Here is a 22,854-nt window from a genome sequence, read left to right on the forward strand (position 1 = left end):
CGGAACGGAAAAGTCTTTGAACATGGCCGCAACAGCCACATGGTGAGTCGAAATATGGGAAACGCGGCCGGGCCGCAGAGTAACACCTAGGCCAGCAGCGGAACTACTGGGGCCGGGAGGCGAATACGAATGTCATTTGGCATGAGAACCTCCCTTGGCTGGTGTTGAAGACATGGCCTTGTAGCGCAAAAATTAAGCAATGACCAGCCGGAAAGACACCGAATACGCGAGAAAACACGCAAGGCGTCCAATACGGCGAGCGGGCGGAGATGACCCGCAGGGTCTCCGCCCGTTAAACGATGCCGACGTCGCCTTATTCGGCTGCGTCCTGCGCTTCGCCGCTTTCATAGTCGGCAATCAGCTCGGCCATTCCGGCCTGCGTATGACGCTTCAATTCCCGGCGATCGCTGGGCTGGGGCGCAAAAGTCACGGTGAGGCCCGTATCCCTTATCGTGCCAATGGCGAAAGAGGCGCCGGACAACATGCGCACGCCCTCATGCAGCCACAGCGGGTCAGTGGCGAAATGCTGGCCGATGCCGACCACGACGGGAATGCCCTGCCAGTGCGACATGCGGTCGTAATGGATGTGGCCCGCCAGAATACCGACGACATCATGCTCGAACAGCAGCTCGTCCAGAATCTCGGTATCGTCAAAGGAGAGGGATTTCCACTCCGCATCGGGACGGTCAAAATCAAGCGCCGGCGCATGGTGCATCACCAGCAGCTTCGGCAGTTCGGGGTGGTTTTCGAGTTCATCCTCAAGCCATTCGATCTGCCCGGGCTCGAAAGCCCCGCCGACCTTGCCGGGAACGCTGGTGTCCATGACGATGATGTGGATGCCGGCAATGACTTCCGCATGATCGTAAGGTTCATCCAGATTTTCGTGGCGGCCGAGCATGACCGGATAAAACCCATCACGGCGGTCATGATTGCCGAGCGCGAAGAGCACCGGCACATCCAGTTCGGCTTGCGCCATCAGGCGCTTGAGTTCTTCATAGCTGCCGGCATCGCCTCTATTGGTCAAATCACCGCTGACGACGATGAATTCGGGTGCCGGCACCAGCGCCTTGATCTGCGCGAGCGTCGCGGAAAGCGTGGCCGAGGTCTCGGAATAAAGATCATCATCCTGCACCTGCGGATTGCCAATATGCAGATCGGTCAGATGGACGAAATTCACCCGTTCGGACATGGAATCCTCCTGTTGTCGCGTGCAGAAAATCCGACTCGAAATGGCCTGTCCCGACCATTCATGATCGTCCGGACAGACCTGACAATGTGTTGGTGAATGGGTAGCTGCGCTGTGTGTCACGCGAATGAATATCCGCTCGGGAACAACGCCTGGGAGGGACTTTTCCCAACGCACCTGTCGCTCGCCCCGCGCCCGTGATAATCGGACGGACGCTCCAACCGCAGTGAGAAGTCCATGCCCGACATCAGGATTGCCCTTTACCAGCCCGATATTCCCGGCAATACCGGCACCATCCTGCGGCTGGCCGCGTGTCTAGGCCTCGGCGTGGACATCATCGAGCCGGCCGGTTTCGATATTTCCGACCGCAATCTGAAACGGGCGGGCATGGATTATATTGCAGCGGCGGCGCTCACGCGCCATGTCAGCTGGGACCGTTTCGAGCAATGGCGGGCAACCACCGGCCGCCGGCTCGTTCTCGCCTCCACCAAGGCCGCCCTGCCCTATACTGACATCACTTACCGCACGGATGATATCCTGCTTTTCGGTCGCGAAAGTGCAGGTGTACCGGACCATGTGCATGAAAAGGCCGATGAGCGAATCATCATCCCCATGGTCGAGGGCCAGCGCTCCATCAACGTCGCCATGTCGGCGGCGATGATCACCGGCGAGGCTTTGCGCCAGACGGCATGGGCGTAAGCGCCATTTTTAACGCCAATTTTTCGGGCAAATACAAAATTTGACCGTTTTTCCTTCAAAACTGTCGCAACCCGGCCTGTACCGTGGGCGTTGAGGCTCCTATACTCTTTAGCCGGACAATAAAAATCGCCCTCGCCGGAACCATGCCCCGGCGGGTGTGAGGAGACGTCGCATGCAATCCACCATTGTCATCGTCAACCTTCTCGGCGCAGTCGCACTGCTGCTGTTCGGTCTGTCCCAGGTCAAGGACGGCGTTACCCGCGCTTTCGGCATGAAACTCCGAAGCGTGCTGGCCACCGGCACCCAGAACGGTCCACGTTCCTTCTTTTCCGGATTTTTTGCGACGGTAGCGCTGCAAAGCTCGACGGCAACCGCGCTCACCGTCGCCTCCTTTGCCGAGCGTGACCTCATCAAGCCGCGCATGGCGCAGGTGGTGCTGCTCGGCGCCAATGTCGGCACCGCCGTTACCGCATGGATCGTGGCGGCCGGGGTGGAATGGCTGTCGCCGCTGCTGATCCTTGCCGGCATCGTACTGAAAAAGGGCAGTTCCAACGCCAGACAGGGCGGCGGGACAGCGCTGATCGGCATCGGCCTGATGCTTCTGTCGCTGCATCTTCTGAGCGGCGCGACCGAGCCGATGCGGGCCTCGCCGGCGCTCGGCGTCTTTATCGGGCTCCTTGATGGAGCATGGCCCGTCGCGCTGATCTTCTCGGCCGTGCTCGCCTTCGTCTCCTCTTCCAGCCTCGCGGTCGTGGTGCTCATCCTGTCGCTGGCCGCCACCGGCACGCTTTCCACCGGCCTCATCATCGTTCTCATTCTGGGCGCCAATCTCGGCGGCGCCATTCCGCCTGTTATCGCCACGCTTTCCGGCCCCGCCTCGGCGCGGCGCATCACCATCGGCAATCTTGTTGTGCGCACCATCGGCTGCCTCATTGCCATGCCGCTCGCCTCCTATGGGGCGGAACTCCTGCAGCAATTACCGCTTTCGCCCGCAAAATTGCCTGTCGATGCCCACCTCATCTTCAACGTCATTCTGGCGGCGCTGGCCTGGCCCTTCTCCGGCCTGATATCCGACCTGATGGCGAAACTGGTGCCGGGCGATCCCAAGGCTGAAGACGGCCCGAATTTCCTCGACCAGCAAGCGCTGGATATGCCGGTTGTCGCGCTTGCCAATGCTACCCGTGAGGTCCTGAGCGTCGGCGACAGCATCGAGCGGATGCTGATCCGCGCCGAAAACGCCTTCAAGCACAATGATCTGGCACCGCTTCAGGAAGTCTCCCTGCTCGAAAAGAAGGTCGACCGCCGCCAGCAGGAGGTGAAAGTCTATCTGTCGCAACTGGGGCGCAAGGGGCTTTCCGACGAGGAAGCCCGCCGTTCTATCGCCATCATCGACTACGCGATCAATCTCGAACATATCGGCGATATCATCGAAAAGGGCATCTGCGAGCAGATTCGCAAGAAGGTGCTGAACAGCTTCAAATTTTCCGATGACGGTTATGAGGAGCTGAAAACCCTGTTCGACATGACCATCGAGAACCTGCGCGCCGCCCAGAGCATTCTGGTGACCGGCGATTTCGATCTCGCCCGCCGGCTGATGGAAAGCAAGGTGGATATACGCCGCCTCGAAAAACAGTCCTCCAACCGGCATCTGGAGCGGCTGCGCGACGGACTGACGGAAAGCATGCAGACCAGCTCGCTGCATCTCGACATGCTGCGCGACCTGAAACGGATCAACGCCCATATCGTTTCGGTGGCCCATCCCATTCTGGATGAAAGCGGTGTGCTGATCGAAAGCCGCCTGCGTTACGCCGAACCCCGCGCCTAACTCAATCGGCCGAGGGAAGCCGCCGCATGGTGAATTCGATGCGGTCGCCTTCAAGCTGCCGCCAGCTTTCCACTTCCGTCCAATAGGCCGCTTTGGGAAAGCTGTCGAACCATTCGCGCGCCTTGGCGCGGGCTTCCTCGCGGCCGAGACAGAAGGTCTGGCGCACGAACATGCCGTCACGCTTTTGTTCACCGCCGGCGCTTTCGCGTTCCTTGCGATGATTGGCGATCCTGCGCTTCAGCCCATCAAGGGGCGGCGGTCCGGCAAATTTCGTCATGATATTCACCTCTGGCACCTACATCGATAAAGATAGTGTCGGCGCGCCGCCTTGGCGAGTCGTATTTGTGCGCGGCGCAAACACCTGCTAGAGGCGGCGGGAACAGACTTCACCGCAGGAGAAAGAAGATATGGAACGGCCAATCTTGCCGAAGGGCTTGCCCGAGGACATCGAAGACAAGAAGGCCACAGCCGAAGCCTGGTTCCAGCATCTGCGCGACACCATCGTCGCCTCCTTCGAAACCCTGGAAAACGATCTTACCGGCCCTCTTTCCGATCAGGAGCCCGGCCGTTTCGTGCAGAAAGACTGGCTGCGCGACAATGGCGAAGGCGGCGGCGGCAAGATGTCGATGATGGAAGGCCGCGTCTTCGAGAAGGTCGGCGTGCACACCTCCACCGTCCATGGCGAGTTTTCGCCCGAGTTCCGCAAGCAGATACCGGGTGCGGAAGAAGACCCGCGCTTCTGGGCCTCCGGCCTTTCGCTCATCGCCCATCCGGTCAATCCCAATGTGCCCGCGGTACATATGAATACCCGCATGGTCGTCACCACCAGCCACTGGTTCGGCGGCGGCGCGGACCTGACGCCGGTTCTCGGTCGTCGGCGGACGGAACAGGACCCGGACACCCAGCTTTTCCATCGCGCCTTCGAAATCACCTGCAACCGCCATCCGGTTGCCGATTACCCGCGATACAAAACGTGGTGCGACGAGTATTTCTTCCTGAAGCACCGCAATGAACCACGCGGCACCGGCGGCATCTTTTTCGACTGGCTGCACCCTGATGAGGAAAAAGGCGGCTGGGACGCCAATTTCACCTTCGTGCAGGATGTCGGCCGCGCCTTCAATCTCGTTTATCCGAAAATCGTCCGCGCCAATTTCAACCAGAACTGGACGGAAGAGGACCGCGACGAGCAGCTTATCCGCCGCGGTCGCTATGTGGAATTCAACCTGCTTTATGACCGCGGCACGATCTTCGGCCTGAAGACGGGCGGCAACGTTGAATCGATTCTGTCCTCGCTGCCGCCGGTGGTGCGCTGGCCTTAAAAAACCTCACGCAAATTTGACGCTCATCAGCCATTTTGTCGCAAATAGCGCAAATTAGGACTTATGGAAAAATCAAGGCAGTGGTAGTCTCCTCCCGCAGACGTACTGGAGGAGCTATCGTCATGATTACTTCGAACAGCATGCCTATCTCTGCTTCCGTCGAGGAAGCGCTGCATTCCATCGATACCCCTGATCTGATCGACCGCCTGGCAGCGGAAATGCGCGCCACGGGTGATCGTGAACTGCCCCATTCCTTTTATGTCGAACAGGTGAAACGCTCCCTTGCCGGACAAAAAACGGCACGGCGGGCAGACAATGACGAAATGCCTCGTACAAAAATTCCGGCAGCTGGCACATCCTCTGTGTTCCAGTGCTGGGCAATGCCCGAATAGGGGGCCCGAACAGGGGCCCGAACAGGGTTGAAGGACGCCGCTCTGGAACATAAGCGGCGAACTTTCGTTTCATGACCGAAGGACAGCATGTCACTTCAATGCTGTCCTTCGCTGAAACAGGGAGGCAAGACCATGAGACTTTTTGAATGCGGAACGCTCGTGCCCGGCTGTGCCTGGCATACGCGCGCAGATGACGACGCTGAAGTCGTCCGCCGCACGGTGGAGCACATGCGCTCGGCCCACGGCGAAACCGTCATCCGCGAAAACATGATCGAGAACATCAAATCCCGCATCCGCGACGAAGCGAATGCGGCGTAAGCCGCAACGCCTTCGTTGCTGCGACTTCAATTCTCCAGCATATCCTTCAGCCGGGCGGTCAGCGCTGCCCGGTCAAGGGAGAAATTGACGTCGATCCACTTTTCCTCAAGGCTTTTCAGCACTTCGCCCACCTTCGGGCCAGCCTCGACGCCTGCCGCCATCACATCCACGCCGCTCAGGGGGAATCCGGGCCTGTGGAATTTTTCCGCCCGCGCCAGCAGGGTCGAAAGCCGCGCCACCTTCTGCATGGCCGTGTCGCCAGCCGAAACATCGGCACGGGCGGCGGCAAGCGCAAGCTTCAGCCGTGTCTTCACACCTTCGACACCCTGACGGTAAAGCAGCCGGTCAAGCGCCGTCTCCTTCAGTTCGGGGTCAGCCGCCGGTGCCGAAGCCCAATGGGTAAGATAGGCAGCTTCGGCCTTTGACAGCCGGAGGCGCGCGGCAAGGGCGACCAGCCTGTCCCTATCGGGCGGCAGGATGGCGGAAAGCCGCAGCATCGGGTCCACCGCCCAGCCAAGAGCCTGTTCCGTCGCCACCAGCCCGTGAATGGCGTCGATACCCCATTTCTCGGTCTCGGGAAGAATTTCCGTCAGCACACCCGATTGCCGCATCCATAAAAGAGCGCGGGAGGGATCGCGCGCGGAAAGCAGCTTTTTCAGCTCGCTCCATACCCGCTCAGCCGAAAGGGTGCCCAGCTTGTCCTTGGCCCGCGCGCTGGCCCGCAAGCCATCGGCATCAGGACGGCCGGAGCCGTAGTGGGCGAAAAAGCGGAAAAAGCGCAGAATCCGCAGGTAATCTTCCGAAATCCGCATCGCCGCATCGCCGATGAAGCGCACGGTTCCGGTTTCGATATCGGGTAGCCCATCGATAAGATCGATGATCTCGCCCTTTTCATCGGCATAAAGAGCATTGATGGTGAGATCGCGCCGCTCGGCGTCGGTCTGCCAGTCGGTGCCGAAAGCCACCTGTGCATGACGCCCATTGGTCTCGACATCACGACGCAGCGTCGTTACCTCGAAACCTTCGCCATCGATCACCAGTGTCACCGTGCCGTGCTCGATGCCGGTTGGAACCGCCTTGATGCCCGCAGCCTTCGCCCGCGCCACCACCACATCGGGGGTGAGCGTCGTCGCCAGGTCGACATCGACGACCGGCAGGTCCATCAGCGCATTGCGCACCGCGCCGCCGACGATCCGCACCTCGCCGCCATCGGCATTCAGAAGCGCAAAGATGCGCTTCAGCGCCGGTTTTTCGAACCAGTCCCGCCCGGCAAGGCTGCTCATGAATAAAACCTCTCGTAAATCGTCCTGACGATGCCCGCCGTAATGCCCCAAATGTAGCGTTCGCCATAGGGCATTTCATAGAAAAACCGCTCCTTCCCCTGAAAGATGCGGCTGCCGCGCCCGTGATTGGCCGGGTCCATCAGGAAGGATAGCGGCACCTCGAAAACCTCATCCACTTCCGTTGGATTAAGCGTCAGGTCAAAGCCGGGACGGACGACCGACAGCACCGGCTTGATGCGAAAACCCGTCCCGGAAATATAGTCCGGCAGGCGCCCCACCGTTTCCACGAAAGACCTGGAAAGGCCGATTTCCTCTTCCGTTTCGCGCAGGGCCGCCTCCTCCGGCGTGCGGTCTTCGGCATCGATGCCGCCGCCCGGAAAGGAAATCTGGCCGGAATGTTTGCGCAAAGTGGAGGTGCGCTGGGTGAAGATCACCCGCGCATCGTTGCCGTCATCGATAACGGGCACCAGCACGGCGGCATCCTTCAGCCTGATGCCGTTCCCAGAGAGAACCACGCCCGGATTGAGCACATGGTCGCCATTTTCGCGCTCGGCCACGCCCTCGCCTTCCTGCAACACCCGGCGGCGGAAATCGCTAGCGGTAAAAGCCTTGAGGCCCGTTGTCGTCATAGTCATTGCGAAAGCCGTTCCAATTCATTGGCGGGCATCACCGGAAAGACGACCCCGCCCGAGCGTACGGCGAACATGTCGATACCATCAACGTCGATCACTTCACCGAGCGCAACGAGATCATACATCACCGCCCGCGAGATCAGTGCCTCCAGCCGGCCGCGCACCAGAAGATAGGGTTTCAATTCGCGGTTCTCACCGAAAATTTCAAACCGCAGCGGATACTCCGGCCCCGCCTCCACCACATCACCGACATTGGTGCGGAAGGTGAGCAGCGGCTCGCCATCCTTCTCACCCGCGGTCACCTTCATTTCGACGGCGACGAAAGGCGCATCGACGACCCGGATGCCGACTTTTTCCACAGGAGTTACGAGATAGGTTTTGCCGTCCTCATCCTTGCGCAGAACGGTGGAAAACAGCCGCACCAGCGGCGCCCTACCAATGGGCGTGCCGAGGTAGAACCATGTGCCGTCGGCGCGGATTTCCATGTCGAGATCGCCGCAAAAGGGCGGATTCCAGCGTTCCACCGGGGCCGGCCCGCGTTTGGCATCGCCAGTCTGTTCGGCGGCGCGGGAAATCATCGCCGCCAGCCCCGCCGCATCACCTGCCGAATTTATCGTCTCCGCTGCCATATTCGAGTCTCGCTTTGCCGATAAGGAAATACTAAGTCACGACATAGTCATTCGAATGGCGCTTGTCAGCGGCCAAGAGAGCAATAAGCTATATGCAGCGCAAAATCCGTCCCGGCCAGCGGCCAGCAAAACCGGGATGCGACTGTGACAGCGGCGAAGGTATGAGGAGAGCGACATGGGCGTGATGAATACCGGCGAAACCCTCGATGAAAAGGCCATCGTCGCCTCGGCCGAAAAGGCGCTTTCCGACATTGCGGCCATCCGCACGGAAGTCTCCAAGGTCATTTTCGGCCAGGAAAAAGTGGTGCAGAACACGCTTCTCGCCATCCTCTCGGGCGGCCACGCATTGCTCGTCGGTGTTCCCGGCCTTGCCAAGACCAAGCTCGTCACCACGCTCGGCACCGTGCTCGGCCTCGACGCCAACCGCATCCAGTTCACGCCTGATCTCATGCCGTCGGATATTCTCGGCTCCGAAGTCATGGATCAGGACGAAAACGGCCGCCGTTCCTTCCGTTTCATCAAGGGCCCGGTTTTCGCGCAATTGCTGATGGCCGATGAAATCAACCGCGCCAGCCCGCGCACGCAGTCCGCTCTTCTGCAGGCCATGCAGGAATATCACATCACCATGGCCGGCCAGACCTATGAGCTGCCGAAGCCGTTCCACGTCCTGGCCACCCAGAACCCGCTGGAACAGGAAGGCACCTATCCGCTGCCCGAAGCCCAGCTCGACCGCTTCCTGCTTCAGGTGGATGTCGGTTATCCCGAACTTGCCGCGGAGCGCCAGATCCTGCTCGATACGACAGGCACCGCCTCTGGCGAAGCACGCGGCGTGATCGATGCCGAACGCCTGATGGAAGTTCAGGCCCTCATCCGCCAGATGCCGGTCAGCGACAAGGTCGTGGACGCGATCCTTTCGCTCGTCCGTTCCGCCCGCCCCGGCCATGGCAACAAATTGACCGACAAACACGTTGTCTGGGGCCCGGGCCCGCGCGCAGGACAGTCGCTGATGCTGACCGCCCGCGCCCGTGCGCTCTATGAAGGCAGGCTCGCACCGTCGCTGGACGATGTCTATGCGCTCGCCGAGCCGGTGCTGGAACACCGCATGGCGCTGACGTTTGCGGCCCGCGCCGAAGGCATGTCGGTGCGCGATGTCATCGCAGCACTCGTGGAGCAGGCGAAGAACTGAACGCACGTTCGCGAAAGGACTGCATGTGGCATCCATCGGCCAGATCGTAGACAAGACGCCGGGTAGCGAAGTTCTGGCGCGTGCGCGCCAGCGCGCCGCACTGGTGCCGGACTGCATGGTCGAGGCAAAACGCATCGCCAACACCATCACCGCCGGCTGGCACGGCCGCCGCAAGCGCGGCATCGGTGAGAATTTCTGGCAATTCCGCCCCTATGCCGAAGGCGAGAGCCTGTCGCGCATCGACTGGCGGCGCTCGGCCCGCGACGATCATACCTATGTGCGTGACCGGGAATGGGAAGCCGCCCACACCATCTGGCTCTGGGCCGACATGTCGCCGTCGATGATGTTCAAATCCACCCTCGGCTCCGTTTCCAAGGAAAGCCGGGCGCTGGTGCTGATGCTGGCGCTGGCGGAAATCCTTGCGCGCTCGGGCGAGCGCATCGGCTGCCCCGGCATCATGGAGCCGGTCTCGGCCAGAAACGCCGCCGAACGGCTGGCCGCCGCCATCATGCATGCGCCGCTGACAACAGGCATGCCGGAAACGGGCATGATCCGCGGCGCGAGCGACATCGTCCTCATCGGCGATTTTCTCGATGATGCGAAAAATGTGATGGAGCGGATTTCGCCGCTCGCGCGGCGGGGCTTACGTGGCCATGTGGTGGAAATCGCCGATCCGGCCGAGGAAACCTTCCCTTATTCCGGCCGCACCGAATTCACTGATCCGGAAACCGGCGAAAAACTCGTGTCCGGCCGCGCCGAAACCATTCGCGAGGACTACACCCGCGCCTATCTCGCAAGGCGCGAGGCCTTGTCCTCATCGCTGCGCCGTCTCGGCTGGAACTTCGTGTTCCACCGCACCGATCATCTCGCTTCCGAGGCGCTCGTCGCCGTTCACATGTATCTTTCCGGCGCGCCCGCGCAAGGCGGTGGCCATCGATGAGCGCGTTGCCTTTCGTGTTTACCAGCCCCTACATCCTCTTCGGCCTTCTGGCGCTGCCCGCCATCTGGTGGCTGCTGCGGCTCACACCGCCGCGCCCCAAGGCGGAGGTCTTTCCGCCGCTGAAGATTCTGGCGACGGTGCTGAAACGCGAGGAAACGCCGTCGAAAAGCCCGTGGTGGCTGACCCTTCTGCGCATGGCGCTCGCCGCCGCCGTGATTTTCGCTCTGGCGGACCCGGTGGTAAACCCGCGCAACAGTAGCATCGCCGGCAGCGGCCCCCTGGTGCTCGTGGTCGATAATAGCTGGGCCTCCGCGCCCGACTGGGAGCGGCGCGTGGCAACCGCGCAAGCTCTGATCGGAGATGCCGAACGGGCTGAACGCCCGGTTTCCATCGTTTTCACCGCCGACGCCGAACATGACGCCGTGCCGGGAACGACAGCCGTGGCGCTGGACAAGCTCGCCGCAGCAAAACCGAAGCCGCTGGTTCCCGATCGTATCCGCACGGCAGAGGCCATCACCGAAGCGCTGAACGGTACGCCCCCCGGCACGCTCGCCTATATCACCGATGGCGTGCAGAGTGCGCAGGATGAAAGCGCGATGAGAACGCTTGCCAGCCTCTCGCCCGCCGAATTCCGCATCGTGAAGGGCGATGGCAAGGCGATCACCGCCATATCAGGCGCCACCAACAATGCCGACGCCATGAGCGTCACGCTTTCACGGCTGGATACCGCCGAAGCCGCGCGGCTGACCGTGAATGCGCAGGACAGCCAGGGCCGCATCCTCGCCAATGGCACCGCCAGCTTCGCGCCCGGCGAGGCCGAGACGACGGCGACGGTGGAAGCGCCCTTCGAACTGCGCAACGATTTCGCCCGCCTTTCCCTCGAAGGTGTCTCGACGGCGGGTGCGGTGCATCTTCTCGATGACGGCTTCCGCCGCCGCCGCGTGGCGCTGCTGGCCGGCGAAACCGGCAATGATTTCCAGCCGCTGCTGCAGCCGCTTTATTATATCAGCCGCGCCCTGCAGCCTTTTGCCGATCTCATTCCGCAGCGGCAGGCCGATCTGGCGCAGGCGATCCCGGAAATCCTGCAATCCAACCCCTCCGTCATCGTCATGGCTGATATCGGCCGCCTGCCGCAGGAAACCTATGAGCCGATGCAACGGTGGCTGGCCGGCGGCGGCACGCTGATCCGTTTTGCCGGACCGCGCCTTGCCGCGGCCCCAGCCGACGATCCGCTGGTGCCGGTAACACTCAGGCAGGGCGAGCGTGCGCTCGGCGGCGCACTCTCCTGGGCCGAGCCGCAGCCGCTTGCCGATTTCCCGAGTTTTGGCGCCTTCGCCGGCATGCCGAAGGCCGATGGCATTCTCGTCAAACGCCAGGTTCTGGCCGAACCGACACCGGATCTGGCTGAGCGCACCTGGGCCAGCCTTGCCGATGGCACGCCGCTCGTCACCACCCGTAACGTCGAGGCAGGCCGCATCGTGCTCTTCCATGTCAGCGCCGAAGCAAGCTGGTCCGACCTGCCGATCTCAGGCCATTTCGTCGATATGCTGCGCCGTATCGTGCAATTGTCGAAGGCGGGCGGCGCTTCCGCCAACGCCAATGCCCCGGCGGCCGCCCTGCCGCCCTTCCGGCTGCTCACGGCCGAAGGCGCACTGTCGGCCGAAATCGGCACTGCCCGGCCGCTCGAAATGCGCGCCGGCCAGCCGCCCCGCACCGGTTTCGACAATCCCCCCGGCCTTTACGGCACAGAGGATGGTTTCGTGGCTCTCAATCTCTTAGCCGCTGGTGCGACGCTGCGCCCCCTCGACACGTCGGCCGCCGGTATCAGCACGTCAAGCGAAGCGCTGATCGGCGAAACGGCAAAATCCCTGCGCCCCGCCCTCTTCATCGCCGCCTTCCTCATGCTGATTGCCGATAGCCTGATCGTGCTCTTCATGAACGGCGCATTCGCCCGCCTGCCAAAAGCCCGCAGCGCCACCGCCGCCACCCTGCTTCTGGCGCTTGGCGCCTTTGCCACCATGTCGCCAACGGACGCGCGCGCCGACGATCCGAAACCCGGCGACGAGCAGATATTCGAGCGGCTGGACACTACGCATCTCGCCTATGTCCGCACCGGTGAAGACGATGTCGACCGCATTTCCGAGCAGGGCCTGCAGGGTCTCAGTGAATTCCTGACCTGGCGCACGACGCTGGAGCCCGGCCAGCCGGTCGGTCTCGATATTTCCAAGGATGAATTGTCCTTCTATCCCATCATCTACTGGCCGGTTTCCGCCACGGCACCGATGCCCTCAAGCGCCGCCATCTCGCGTATCGACGCCTACATGCGCGCCGGCGGCACCGTACTGTTCGATACGCGCGACCAGTTCTCTTCGCTCGATACCGGCGCGACCAGCCCTAACGGCGAACGCCTGCAGGCGATCCTCGCCAATATCGATATTCCGCCCTTGGAGCCCGTGCCGGAAGACCATGTTCTGACGCGCTCTTTCTACCTGCTCACCAATTTCCCCGGTCGTTACAACGGCTCGCCGCTCTGGGTGGAATCGCGGCAGGGCGCGGCCAAGACCACGTCGGGCCTTTCCTCCTCCGGTGATGGCGTGACGCCGATCATGATAACAGGCAATGACTTTGCCGGCGCATGGGCCGTCGATGCGCAGGGCGCGCCGGTTCTGCCCACCGTGCCACCAGACGAGATGCAGCGCGAACACGCCTTCCGCTCCGGCGTCAACATCATGATGTATATGCTGACCGGCAACTACAAGGCCGATCAGGTCCACGTTCCCGCACTTCTCGAACGGTTGGGGCAGTGACATGACATTGACCTTCGCCCCCTTCCTGCCGTGGATCGTAATCGCCGTTCTGGCAGTCGCAGCCCTCGCCCTTTCCTTCATCGGCCTGTGGCGCGGCGTGCGCGGTGCATGGCTGCGCGGGCTGGCGCTTGCCGCCCTGCTTGCCGCCATCGCCAATCCGCTTCTGACGCAGGAAGAGCGCGAGCCGCTCTCCACCATCGTGCCCGTCATCGTCGACCGCTCGCAGAGCCAGGACGTGCAGGAGCGGCCGCAGATGACCGATACCGCGCTGGAGACGCTGAAAGACCGGCTCTCGCGCTTCCCGCGCATTGAGCCGCGCATCGTGGAAGTCCGCGACAATGGTGAGAGCGATTCCCCCTCGACACAGCTTTTCTCGGCGCTTTCCTCTGCCGTCTCGGATGTCTCACCATCCCGCGTCGGCGGCGCGATCTTCCTCAGCGACGGCCAGATTCACGATATTCCCAACGCTTTGCCCAATGCCGAACAGGCGCTGGGCTTCCGCGCGCCGGTCCATGGGTTAATCACCGGCAAGGCCGATGAGTTCGACCGCCGTATCGAAATAGTCCGCGCTCCGCGCTTCGGCATCGTCAACGAAGAGCAGCAGCTGACACTGCGCGTCTTCGATGACGGCCGCCCCGCCGGCGGCGGTTCCGCGGAAGTGACCGTGAAGATGAATGGCGAAGAAATCGCCACGCTGCAGGCCACGCCCGGCCAGCCGACGCCGTTCAGCTTCAAGGTTCCGCGCGGCGGCAACAATGTCATGGAGTTTTCCGTCGCCGAGCTTCCGGGCGAAGTAACGGCCGCCAATAATCGCGCCGTTCACCTGATCGAAGGCATCCGCCAAAACCTGCGCGTGCTGCTCGTTTCCGGCGAACCCCATGCCGGTGAACGCGCCTGGCGCAACCTCCTGAAATCCGACGCCTCGGTCGATCTGGTGCATTTCACCATTCTGCGCCCGCCCGAAAAACAGGACGGCACGCCCATCAACGAACTCTCGCTGATCGCCTTCCCGACCCGCGAACTGTTCGTTGAGAAGATCAATGATTTCGACCTCATCATCTTCGACCGCTACCAGCATCGCGGCGTGCTGCCGATCCTTTATTACGATTACATCGCCCAATATGTCGAAAAGGGCGGCGCGCTTTTGATCGCCGCCGGGCCGGAACATGCCGGTCAGGATTCGATCGCCATGACGCCTTTGGCCTCCGTGCTACCGGCGCAGCCGACGGGTCAGGTGCATCAGGCCGCTTTTTACCCCCGTCTTTCGGAAGCGGGCAAGAAACACCCCGTCACCCGCGGGCTGGAAGGCTCCGGCAACGAGCCGCCGCAATGGGGCCGCTGGTTCCGCACCATCAGTGTCGACCCGCCGCAGGGCCAGACCGTGATGCTGGGCGACGGACAGGACCCGCTGCTGGTGCTGAACCGGCAGGGCGAAGGCCGTGTCGCCATGCTGCTGTCGGATCAGGGCTGGCTGTGGGCGCGCGGTTACGAAGGTGGTGGCCCGCATGTGGCGCTTTACCGCCGCATCGCCCACTGGCTGATGAAGGAGCCGGAGCTTGAAGAAGAGGCGCTGACGGCGCGCGCCAACGGCCGCACCCTGCAGATCACCCGCCAGACCATTGGCGACGATCCCGGTCAGGCGAGCGTGCGTTTCCCTTCCGGCAAAACGGAAAACATGGCCTTCACCAGCGCCGAGCCCGGTCTTTACAGGATCGAGCGCCCCATGGATGAAACCGGCCTGTTCGAAATCAAGAACGGCGATTTCACCACCCTCGTCCATGTCGGCGCGGTGGATGCACCGGAATTCAAGGCGATGATTTCGACGACCGAAACGCTGAAACCGCTGGCAGACGCCACCAAGGGCAGCGTGCACCGTGTCGCCGATAATTCCGGCCGTATCGCGCTGCCCGATATATTGCCCGTCCGCGGCGATATCAGGGTTGCCGATGAGGATCGCATGCTGATACGCATGACCGACGAGACGGTGCTGAAAGGCGTCAACACCCTGCCGCTCTTTGCCGGTTTTGCCGGGCTTGCCGCCCTGCTGCTCGCCTTCTCCGCGCTCTGGTGGCGTGAGGGCCGGTAAGGGCGTTTCGGCCCGGCGGCAGCGCCGGGCGTTTCCGTCTCCGATTGGAAATCGAAAGCGGTCGCCACCACGGCGTCTGGAGAGAAACCATGAATTTCATTATGAGCGACGTCGCGGATCCAGAAGCCGAAAAGGCCATCCGCGATCCGCTGGTGGCCTATAATCTCGCCCGTTTCGGCGAAAGCGACAAACGCGAACTCATCATCACCATCCGTGACGACGAAAACATTGTTACCGGCGGTCTGGTTGGCCATACCGCCCGCGGCTGGCTTTACGTGCAACTTCTTTTCATACCGGAAACCATGCGCGGTCGGGGCACGGGCCCCAAGCTACTTGCAATGGCCGAGGAAGAAGCCAGAAAACGCGGCTGCATGGGCGCCTATATAGACACGATGAACCCGGATGCCCTGAGAACCTATGAACGCTACGGCTTCACCAAAATCGGCTCGCTTGGCCCCCTTTCCAGCGGCCAGTCGATCACCTGGCTGGAGAAGCGGTTCTAAATTGCATAAAGCTGCTAAGCCGCGATCCCCGATACCTCACCATCCACCGTCCGGCCCATAGCCTCGCGAATCTGCTGGCGAAGCCACACGGCCCCGGCATCCGCATCGGTCTGCAGGGCCCAGACCATGGCGACGGGTGGGAAGTTCAACGCCACCGGCACCGGGCTTATTTCCAGCCCCAGCAGCGGCGCATAACGCAGCGCGATACGCGAGGACACGGTGGCCAGCACCGCCGAAGATCGCGCCGTTGCCAGTACCGAAAGAAAATCCGGCGCCGCGGCAACGACGTCGATTTCCAATCCGCTCAGCTCCAGCGCATCCTTGATGCAGCCGTGCAGGCTGTCCGTCTGCGATATGACCGCATGTTTGGCCGCCACATAGGCGTCCAGTCCCACGGGATTGGGCAGATCGAGTAAAGCCGGGTTGAAACAGCAGAATACGCTGGAAGAATAGAGCGGTTCGCAATGGTGGCGCTGCTCTTTCGAATAGGTGCATCCGACAGCCATGTCGATCACACCCGTATCCAGCATCGCCGTGATTTCCTGCTCCTGCCCGTTGCGGGCGAGAATACGGATACCGGGCGCAATCTCCCGCAGCCGCGCCGTCAGATCCGGCAAAAGCAACAGTTCCACCTCGCTCGACATGCCCAGCCGGAATGTGCGGCGCTCCGTTGCCGGATCGAACACATCCGCCGTCAGCACCGCCGCCTGCGCCTGCCTGAGCGCCTGTCTCACCGGCCCGGCCAGATTGAGCGCCCGCGCCGTCGGCTTCATCTCCTGCCCCACGCGGATAAAAAGCTCGTCCTGAAACAGGGTCCGCAGGGTGGAGAGATTATGGCTCATGGCCGGCTGCTGGATTTTCAGCCGCCGCGCGGCGCGCGTGACATTCATTTCCTCCATCATCGCATCGAAGGCGATGAGAAGGTTGAGGTCGAAAGAACGGAGATTGAAATGATCGATAGTTTGCATAAGTCACATCGATTTGATTGCTGACCTCTCTACACTTAGCTGGAGTACGGAAAGTTTCAAGACGTTCCCCAACCCAGGAGCCCTCAATGCCGTCACGTCGCTCACTTCTCAAAGGCGCCGCCAGCGCCATCATCGCCGCCCCCTTCGTTGCACCCTCCCTCGCCTTAGCTAAGGCGCCGCTCGCCGCCACACAGGCACCCGGCTTTTACCGGCTGATGGTCGGCAAGGTGGAAGTCACCGCGCTTTCGGACGGCGTCATCGCGCTGCCGCTTGCCAAAATCTACACCAACACCACACCGGAACATGCGACAAAGGTGCTGCAGGATGCCTTCCTGCCGGAAGAAACGCCCACCTCGGTCAACGCGTTTCTCGTCAACACCGGCGACAGGCTGGTGCTGATTGATGCCGGCACCGGCACCTATCTCGGCCCAAGCCTCGGCCGGCTCGTCGCCAATATCGAGGCCTCAGGCTACAAGGCGGGGGAGATAGACGATGTTATCCTCACCCATATCCATACCGACCACTCCGGCGGGCTGTCTGCGGATGGCAAACGCGTCTTTGCCAATGCGACCCTGCACGTCAACAAGCGCGAAGCCGCTTTCTGGCTTGATGAGGCAAAGGCCAAGGCGGCGCCCGAAGCGCTGAAGAAGGGTTATGCCGAAGCGAAGGAAAGCATCCAGCCCTATATCGATGCCGGCAAGTTCGAGACATTCGGTGATAGTGCCGCGCCGGTTCCCGGCCTCGGCTCTATCCTTTATGCCGGCCATACGCCGGGCCACAGCGGCATCGTTCTGGAAAGCGACGGCCAGAAAATCGTCTTCTGGGGCGATATCATCCATGGCGATATCCTCCAGTTCGATGAACCTGATGTCGCGATCGAATTTGACGTCGACCAAGAGGCTGCCGTCGCCGCCCGCGATCTGGCATTCCGGCAGGCGGTGGAAGGCAAATATCTGGTGGCAGGCGCCCATATCGCCTTCCCCGGCATAGGCCATGTGCGCACCGACAGCACCAATTACGATTGGCTTCCGGTCAATTACACGACGCTTTAACTGCAGAGCGGAATGGCCTGATCGTGGATCGGATCAGGCCATCACCCCTGAGCGGCAATCAGGTCAGCGCTACCTGCCGCGTTTCCGCATTGATCATCGTGGCCGCAATGGCGGCCAGCACCAGCAGCCCGGCAAATATGCCGATTGCGACACCAAAACCCTGCGCAATGGCATAACCAAGCAGAGACGGCGCAAGCAGGCCGCCAAGCCGCGCCATGGCGCCCGCGGCCCCCATGCCGGTCGCCCGGGATTCGGTTGGATAAAGCTCCGGCGTATAGGCATAAAGCGCTCCCCAGGTGCCGAGCAGCGCAAAGCTCATAATAAGCAGTGAAGCGGCAATCATTGCGCCGGCCGAAGCGAGCGTGAAGAGCAGGCATCCGAGCGCGGAGAGCAGGCAGAAGCCGATCAGTGTCGGCTTGCGGCCCCATTTTTCAACGCCATAGGCGGCAAGCGCATAACCGGGGATCTGCGCCAGCGCCACCAGCACTAGAAAACCGTAACCGCGCACGAAGCCGAAACCGTCTCCGGCCAGTTTCGCCGGCATCCAGGTGAAGACACCGTAATAGGAGACCGAAACGAGGAACCAGATGGCTAGGATCATGATGCTGCGCTGCCGGAGCGCCGGTGAAAATATCCCCTGCCCCTTGGCCACGTCAGGCTGGAAAAGCCCGGTTCCGGCATCGAGCGGCGCGCGGCCATTCGTCACCAGCATGCGGTTGACGACAGCCTTTGCTTCCTCTGACCGACCGCTGCGCAAGAGGTAAAGCGGCGATTCCGGCACCAGAAAGCGCAGGCCGAGACCGAGGACGGCCGGAAAGGCCGTCACGGCAAAAATATAACGCCATGCATCAGCGACACCGGCAAGGCTGGCGCCCCAAGCGGCCAGCGCCACGATCAGCGTTCCGACAGCCCAGAAGCCTTCCAGAAAGACGAGCCAACGCCCGCGATTTTTGGCGGGCAGGAATTCCGCCATCATCGCATAATCCACCGGCAGCGTGCCGCCCACGGCAGCCCCGGTAAGAAAGCGCAGAACGAGCAGAATGGTGAAATCAGGCGAGAATATCGAAAGCACACCGAACAGTGCATCACAGGCCACGGTGACGATCAGCACCCGGCGACGCCCGTAACGATCCGCCAGCCGCCCGAAACCGGCAGCGCCGAGAAGCATGCCGAAAAAGAACGCCGTTCCGGTCTGCAGCGCCTGCGGCACCGTCAGGCCAAAGGTTGCGGCAATCGAGGCGGCTGTGAAGCCGACGGCCAGAACCTGCATGGCATCCGCCGCCCAGACGAGGCCGAAAATACCCATCAGCCTGCGCTGATAGGCGCCTGCGCCTGCGCGCTCCAGCGCATCATTCATGGTGATTGCCGTCATGCCCCGTCCCTCTGCAGAAATCGACTTTCACTTGCTATCGCATGGGGGGAGGAAACGGAATTGAATTCTGAGGAAGGGTGCGCACGGTTGGTACGAAAGGCTCGGCGCAACGATAGGCGAACCCTTGCGCCTCCACTCTCATCCCTGTGACAAGCACAGGAATGAGGGAAGACAGAAGCGCTGGCGGGAAAAGGCAAAGCTGCCTTGCAGAAAGACCCTTAGCCGTAAACCCGAAGAGGCTCCTCAAAACCCTCATCTTCAGCCGCTGCGGCAGGCATCACCGCCTCGCAGTTGCGCCAGCCGATCTTGCCCTTCAGCCGCTGATGAACGTCATTGCCAAGCGGCGCCACCAGCACCCGGTTCGGATCAACCGGCCCCGGAAAATCGAGCGCCGCATAAGCGACCTTTTCGAAACCGAGCGGCATGTAATAGGGCGGATCGCCGATCAGGATGACGGCTTCGGAGCCCTTCCGCCTTGCGGCCGCAATGGCGATGCGGACGAGTTCCCGGCCAATGCCCTTGTTCTTGTGCGAGGGCCGAACCGCAAGCGGGCCAAGCATATGGCCCTTCACCCCGCCGGCCAGGACGGGCGTCATGCGCACCGAAGCGATCGTCTCACCATCATCAGCGCAGACGAAGGACAGCGACCGGTCATGCGGACCCTGCTCACGGATGCGCGCCGCCGCACGGGTGTGCCGGCCGGGACCAAATGCTTCTTCGTTGATGACTTCGATGATGGCGTCGTGCGACGCGTCCTCGGTGAGGTAGACAAGATCGTGCTTGGACATGAAGAGACCGAAACTTCCAGAATGCGGATGCGACAATAGATGACGGCTGCGCCGGTAAGGGCGTTCAGGAGCGTCAGCGTCGTCGGAGCATCCGTGGTTCGATCATAGCCTGCAATTTCCTCAGATTTGTGAAAATCGCAATTATCAGGAAAATCACCCCCCGTCCAGAACAAATCTCGACGCTCCTCCTTTCAGCCTGTGCGGGACCGGAAACGCATTGTTCAATGCCTTGCGGGTTCGCGGGATTGAGCGAAACGGGTAGTATCGCCGTCAAGGAAACAATCAAGGAGATCATCATGGGCATGCTGGTGGAAGGTGTGTGGAAGGACGTCTGGTACGACACCAAGGAAACCAAGGGGCATTTCAAGCGCAGCGCCTCGCAATTCCGCAACTGGATCACAGTGGATGGCGCACCCGGCCCTTCCGGAGAAGGCGGTTTCGAGGCGGAGAAAGATCGTTACCACCTCTATGTTTCCTTCGCCTGCCCCTGGGCGCATCGCACCCTGATCTTCCGCAAGCTGAAAAAGCTGGACGACCTGATCTCGGTCTCCGTCGTTGATCCGCTGATGCTGGAAAACGGCTGGGAATTCAAGCCGCAGGGCGAACGCACGCCGGGCGCGACCGAGGATCACCTGTTCGGCTCCTCCACGCTCTGGCAGATCTATACCAAAGCGGACCCCAAATATTCCGGGCGCGTCACCGTGCCGGTGCTCTGGGACAAAAAGCGCGGCACCATCGTTTCCAATGAATCGGCGGAAATCATCCGCATGTTCAACTCCGCCTTCAATGATCTCACCGGCTCGCAGGAGGATTATTATCCCGAAGCGTTGCGCGCCGAGATCGATGCGCTGAACGACGTGATCTATGACACCGTCAATAACGGCGTCTACAAGGCCGGCTTCGCCACGACACAGGACGCCTATCAGCAGAATGCCGTGAAGGTCTTCGAAACGCTCGATATGCTGGAAGATCGCCTGAAGGACCGCCGTTTCCTGTTCGGCGCGGAGCAGACGGAAGCGGACTGGCGTCTGTTCACCACTCTGGTGCGGTTCGATCCCGTTTATGTCGGCCATTTCAAGTGCAATATCCGCCGCATCCACGACTATCCGCACCTGACGGGTTACCTGCGCGATCTCTACCAGACGCCGGGCCTGCCTGACACGGTCGACATGCGCCACATCAAGGAACATTATTACCGCAGCCACCGCACCATCAACCCGACCGGCATCGTGCCCGTCGGTCCGGAGCTGGACCTGACCATGGCGCATGGACGCGAGACGCTGGTCTGACGAAATACGCCGCTACCAGTAGTCGGCAATCGCCGCTTCGCCGGCAAGTTCGGCAAGGCGGCGGCGGGTTGCCGCCGTCACCCCTTCGGGCAGATTTGAAAGATCGAAAAAGCCGCTCTCGGCAATCTCATGATCCGGCTTTTTCGGTTTGGTCTGGGTGACATCAAGCCGATAAAGCGCGACATGGTCGCGATTGCTGCCTTCCAGATTAAGGTAAACGTGGAAAAGCTCCGGCTTTGAGGCAGCTTCGAGATTGCCTTCCTCGCGGATTTCCTTGTGCAGCGCCGCGCGCAGGGTTTCGCCGCGCTCCACCCCGCCGCCCGGAAGATACCAGCCCGGAAGATAGGTGTGCCGCACGAGAAAAATCCTGCCCTTTTCATCGTAGCAAGCCGCACGCACACCAAGAGTTGCGCCGCGCGTGAACAGAAAAACGAAATGCAGAAAGCGGATGAAGACACGCATATGGAACGGACGGGCCTGCCGCCCGGTTGTTTCGTCATTCACCCTGGTTTCTCCCCGCCTGCCGGCTTTTATTGGACGCGCGGCATATCATAGGTTATCTCTGCCGCCATGTTCAAACTTGCCCATATTTCAGACGTCCATTTAGGGCCACTGCCAAAACTCACTTTCCGGGAACTTGCATCGAAACGGATTACCGGTTTCGTCAACTGGCACCGCAACCGCCGCAAGCATCTCTTTACCGATACACTGGAAAAACTGCTCGACGATCTCGAGGCAAAATCACCGGATCATCTGGCTATTACCGGCGATCTCGTCAATCTTGCGACGGGCATCGAAATCCGCGCCGCCGCCGACTGGCTTGAGGAAGTGGGCGACCCTGAGAGAACCTCGGTGGTCCCAGGCAATCACGACGCCTATGTTTCCGGCGCGCACGACAAGGCCATGCAGGCCTGGTATCCATACGTGCGTGGCGATGGCGACCCGGCGGAATGGGACGACGACCGCAAGATTTTCCCCTATATGCGCGTGCGCGGCCCCGTGGCGCTGATCGGCTGCTCCACCTCGATTGCGACACCACCCTTTTCGGCCACCGGCTATTTCGGCAACCGGCAGGCGCGCGCCACGGCGGAACTCTTAAAAAAAGCCGGTGAACAGGGGCTGTTCCGCGTGGTGATGATCCATCATCCGCCCATCCGGGGCGCTTCCCCCACCCACAAACGCATGATCGGCATTCGCCGTTTCGCGGCCGCACTCGGCGTCGGCGGTGCGGAACTCGTGCTGCACGGTCATACCCATCTCAACACGGTTTACTGGTTGAATACCCACCACGGAGAGGACCACATCCCGGTCGTCGGCATTTCCTCGGCCAGCCAGGGGCCGGGCGGTGAAAAACCGCGCGCGGCCTATAATCTCTTCCATATTTCCGGTGGGCCCGGCACATGGAATGTCGCCTGCGAACGCCATAGCCTCGATGAGACGGCGACGGGTGTGGCGCTGGAAGATGTGCGGGTGTTTTATGAAAACGGGCGACCGCTGGGGTTTTCTCTACCGAGGGAATAAAACCCGCGGGCGTGGAGCGGAGGAGGGCTTTACCCCCCTCTGCCCTGCCGGGCATCTCC

22 protein-coding genes are annotated in these 22,854 nt (G+C 61.5%); 13 read left to right on the top strand and 9 right to left on the bottom strand.

All coding sequences use genetic code 11. The annotated features are described in order from the left end of the window. Positions 1-313: 313 nt before the first annotated feature. Positions 314-1,189 (bottom strand): phosphodiesterase, encoded by an 876-nt coding sequence (locus tag QRN60_RS11055; RefSeq protein ID WP_128286785.1) that lies wholly within the window; start codon positions 1,187-1,189, stop codon positions 314-316. A 234-nt stretch (positions 1,190-1,423) separates the two neighbouring features. On the opposite strand from QRN60_RS11055, the gene QRN60_RS11060 reads away from it, so the two are divergent. Then, positions 1,424-1,885 (top strand): tRNA (cytidine(34)-2'-O)-methyltransferase, encoded by a 462-nt coding sequence (locus QRN60_RS11060; RefSeq protein WP_020808686.1) that lies wholly within the window; start codon positions 1,424-1,426, stop codon positions 1,883-1,885. Between the two features lie 172 nt (positions 1,886-2,057). Continuing rightward, complete coding sequence (locus QRN60_RS11065; RefSeq protein WP_111792203.1) at positions 2,058-3,710, top strand: Na/Pi cotransporter family protein; 1,653 nt, start codon at positions 2,058-2,060, stop codon at positions 3,708-3,710. A gap of 1 nt (position 3,711) precedes the next feature. On the opposite strand, the gene QRN60_RS11070 is transcribed toward QRN60_RS11065, so the two are convergent. Next, a complete protein-coding gene (locus QRN60_RS11070) occupies positions 3,712-3,987 on the bottom strand; it encodes a hypothetical protein (RefSeq protein ID WP_004430221.1) in 276 nt (91 codons plus the stop codon). A 130-nt stretch (positions 3,988-4,117) separates the two neighbouring features. Here QRN60_RS11070 and hemF point away from each other — a divergent pair, with 130 nt between their 5' ends. The 3 genes from hemF to QRN60_RS11085 all read left to right on the top strand — a co-directional run bounded on the left by hemF (position 4,118) and on the right by QRN60_RS11085 (position 5,739). After that, positions 4,118-5,029: an oxygen-dependent coproporphyrinogen oxidase gene (gene hemF / locus QRN60_RS11075; protein ID WP_004430216.1), complete on the top strand. Its 912-nt coding sequence runs from the start codon at positions 4,118-4,120 to the stop codon at positions 5,027-5,029. Between the two features lie 122 nt (positions 5,030-5,151). After that, a complete protein-coding gene (locus QRN60_RS11080; protein ID WP_020808688.1) occupies positions 5,152-5,421 on the top strand; it encodes a hypothetical protein in 270 nt (89 codons plus the stop codon). 132 nt (positions 5,422-5,553) lie between these two features. Next, positions 5,554-5,739: a DUF1059 domain-containing protein gene (locus QRN60_RS11085; RefSeq protein WP_003523091.1), complete on the top strand. Its 186-nt coding sequence runs from the start codon at positions 5,554-5,556 to the stop codon at positions 5,737-5,739. Positions 5,740-5,765: 26 nt separating this feature from the next. Here QRN60_RS11085 and QRN60_RS11090 read toward each other — a convergent pair whose 3' ends face one another. The 3 genes from QRN60_RS11090 to QRN60_RS11100 are packed head-to-tail and all read right to left on the bottom strand — an operon-like array spanning position 5,766 to position 8,283. Continuing rightward, positions 5,766-7,022, bottom strand: a complete 1,257-nt coding sequence (locus tag QRN60_RS11090; RefSeq protein WP_107675834.1) for a CCA tRNA nucleotidyltransferase — start codon at positions 7,020-7,022, stop codon at positions 5,766-5,768. Beyond that, positions 7,019-7,657 (bottom strand): NUDIX hydrolase, encoded by a 639-nt coding sequence (locus QRN60_RS11095; protein ID WP_004430201.1) that lies wholly within the window; start codon positions 7,655-7,657, stop codon positions 7,019-7,021. Before QRN60_RS11095 ends, QRN60_RS11090 begins: the two co-directional genes overlap by 4 nt. Then, entirely contained in the window at positions 7,654-8,283 is a 630-nt protein-coding gene (locus QRN60_RS11100; protein ID WP_060725159.1) for a DUF1285 domain-containing protein, read from the bottom strand. The genes QRN60_RS11095 and QRN60_RS11100 overlap by 4 nt, the downstream gene beginning before the upstream one ends. A 175-nt stretch (positions 8,284-8,458) precedes the next feature. On the opposite strand from QRN60_RS11100, the gene QRN60_RS11105 reads away from it, so the two are divergent. From QRN60_RS11105 to QRN60_RS11125, 5 genes are all read left to right on the top strand, one after another. After that, positions 8,459-9,469 (top strand): AAA family ATPase, encoded by a 1,011-nt coding sequence (locus tag QRN60_RS11105; RefSeq protein ID WP_004430195.1) that lies wholly within the window; start codon positions 8,459-8,461, stop codon positions 9,467-9,469. Between the two features lie 25 nt (positions 9,470-9,494). Continuing rightward, the gene (locus QRN60_RS11110) at positions 9,495-10,409 is read left to right on the top strand and encodes a DUF58 domain-containing protein (RefSeq protein ID WP_284765505.1); all 915 of its coding nucleotides are present in this window, start codon (positions 9,495-9,497) and stop codon (positions 10,407-10,409) included. After that, the gene (locus QRN60_RS11115) at positions 10,406-13,216 is read left to right on the top strand and encodes a DUF4159 domain-containing protein (RefSeq protein WP_112978181.1); all 2,811 of its coding nucleotides are present in this window, start codon (positions 10,406-10,408) and stop codon (positions 13,214-13,216) included. Before QRN60_RS11110 ends, QRN60_RS11115 begins: the two co-directional genes overlap by 4 nt. A gap of 1 nt (position 13,217) precedes the next feature. After that, positions 13,218-15,302, top strand: a complete 2,085-nt coding sequence (locus QRN60_RS11120) for a hypothetical protein (RefSeq protein ID WP_129564922.1) — start codon at positions 13,218-13,220, stop codon at positions 15,300-15,302. Positions 15,303-15,391: 89 nt separating this feature from the next. Next, complete coding sequence (locus QRN60_RS11125; RefSeq protein WP_129564923.1) at positions 15,392-15,805, top strand: GNAT family N-acetyltransferase; 414 nt, start codon at positions 15,392-15,394, stop codon at positions 15,803-15,805. Between the two features lie 14 nt (positions 15,806-15,819). Here the strand turns inward: QRN60_RS11125 and QRN60_RS11130 are convergent, their stop codons facing one another. Next, entirely contained in the window at positions 15,820-16,773 is a 954-nt protein-coding gene (locus QRN60_RS11130; RefSeq protein ID WP_020808569.1) for a LysR family transcriptional regulator, read from the bottom strand. 86 nt (positions 16,774-16,859) lie between these two features. Between QRN60_RS11130 and QRN60_RS11135 the strand changes: the two genes are divergently transcribed. Continuing rightward, positions 16,860-17,825, top strand: coding sequence for an MBL fold metallo-hydrolase (locus QRN60_RS11135; RefSeq protein ID WP_129564924.1), 966 nt, complete (start codon positions 16,860-16,862; stop codon positions 17,823-17,825). Positions 17,826-17,883: 58 nt separating this feature from the next. Here the strand turns inward: QRN60_RS11135 and QRN60_RS11140 are convergent, their stop codons facing one another. Beyond that, a complete protein-coding gene (locus QRN60_RS11140; RefSeq protein WP_107675838.1) occupies positions 17,884-19,197 on the bottom strand; it encodes an MFS transporter in 1,314 nt (437 codons plus the stop codon). A 218-nt stretch (positions 19,198-19,415) separates the two neighbouring features. Beyond that, a complete protein-coding gene (locus QRN60_RS11145) occupies positions 19,416-19,985 on the bottom strand; it encodes a GNAT family N-acetyltransferase (RefSeq protein ID WP_004430175.1) in 570 nt (189 codons plus the stop codon). A 296-nt stretch (positions 19,986-20,281) separates the two neighbouring features. On the opposite strand from QRN60_RS11145, the gene QRN60_RS11150 reads away from it, so the two are divergent. Then, positions 20,282-21,274, top strand: coding sequence for a glutathione S-transferase family protein (locus tag QRN60_RS11150; RefSeq protein WP_129564948.1), 993 nt, complete (start codon positions 20,282-20,284; stop codon positions 21,272-21,274). Positions 21,275-21,286: 12 nt separating this feature from the next. Here the strand turns inward: QRN60_RS11150 and QRN60_RS11155 are convergent, their stop codons facing one another. Beyond that, a complete protein-coding gene (locus tag QRN60_RS11155) occupies positions 21,287-21,778 on the bottom strand; it encodes an NUDIX domain-containing protein (protein ID WP_129564925.1) in 492 nt (163 codons plus the stop codon). Between the two features lie 66 nt (positions 21,779-21,844). On the opposite strand from QRN60_RS11155, the gene QRN60_RS11160 reads away from it, so the two are divergent. Continuing rightward, positions 21,845-22,795: a metallophosphoesterase family protein gene (locus tag QRN60_RS11160; protein WP_004430171.1), complete on the top strand. Its 951-nt coding sequence runs from the start codon at positions 21,845-21,847 to the stop codon at positions 22,793-22,795. Positions 22,796-22,854 lie beyond the last annotated feature (59 nt).

It is taken from the genome of Agrobacterium sp. CFBP2214 (assembly GCF_030209895.1).
In the GTDB taxonomy this organism is placed as follows: Bacteria; Pseudomonadota; Alphaproteobacteria; order Rhizobiales; family Rhizobiaceae; genus Agrobacterium; species Agrobacterium radiobacter.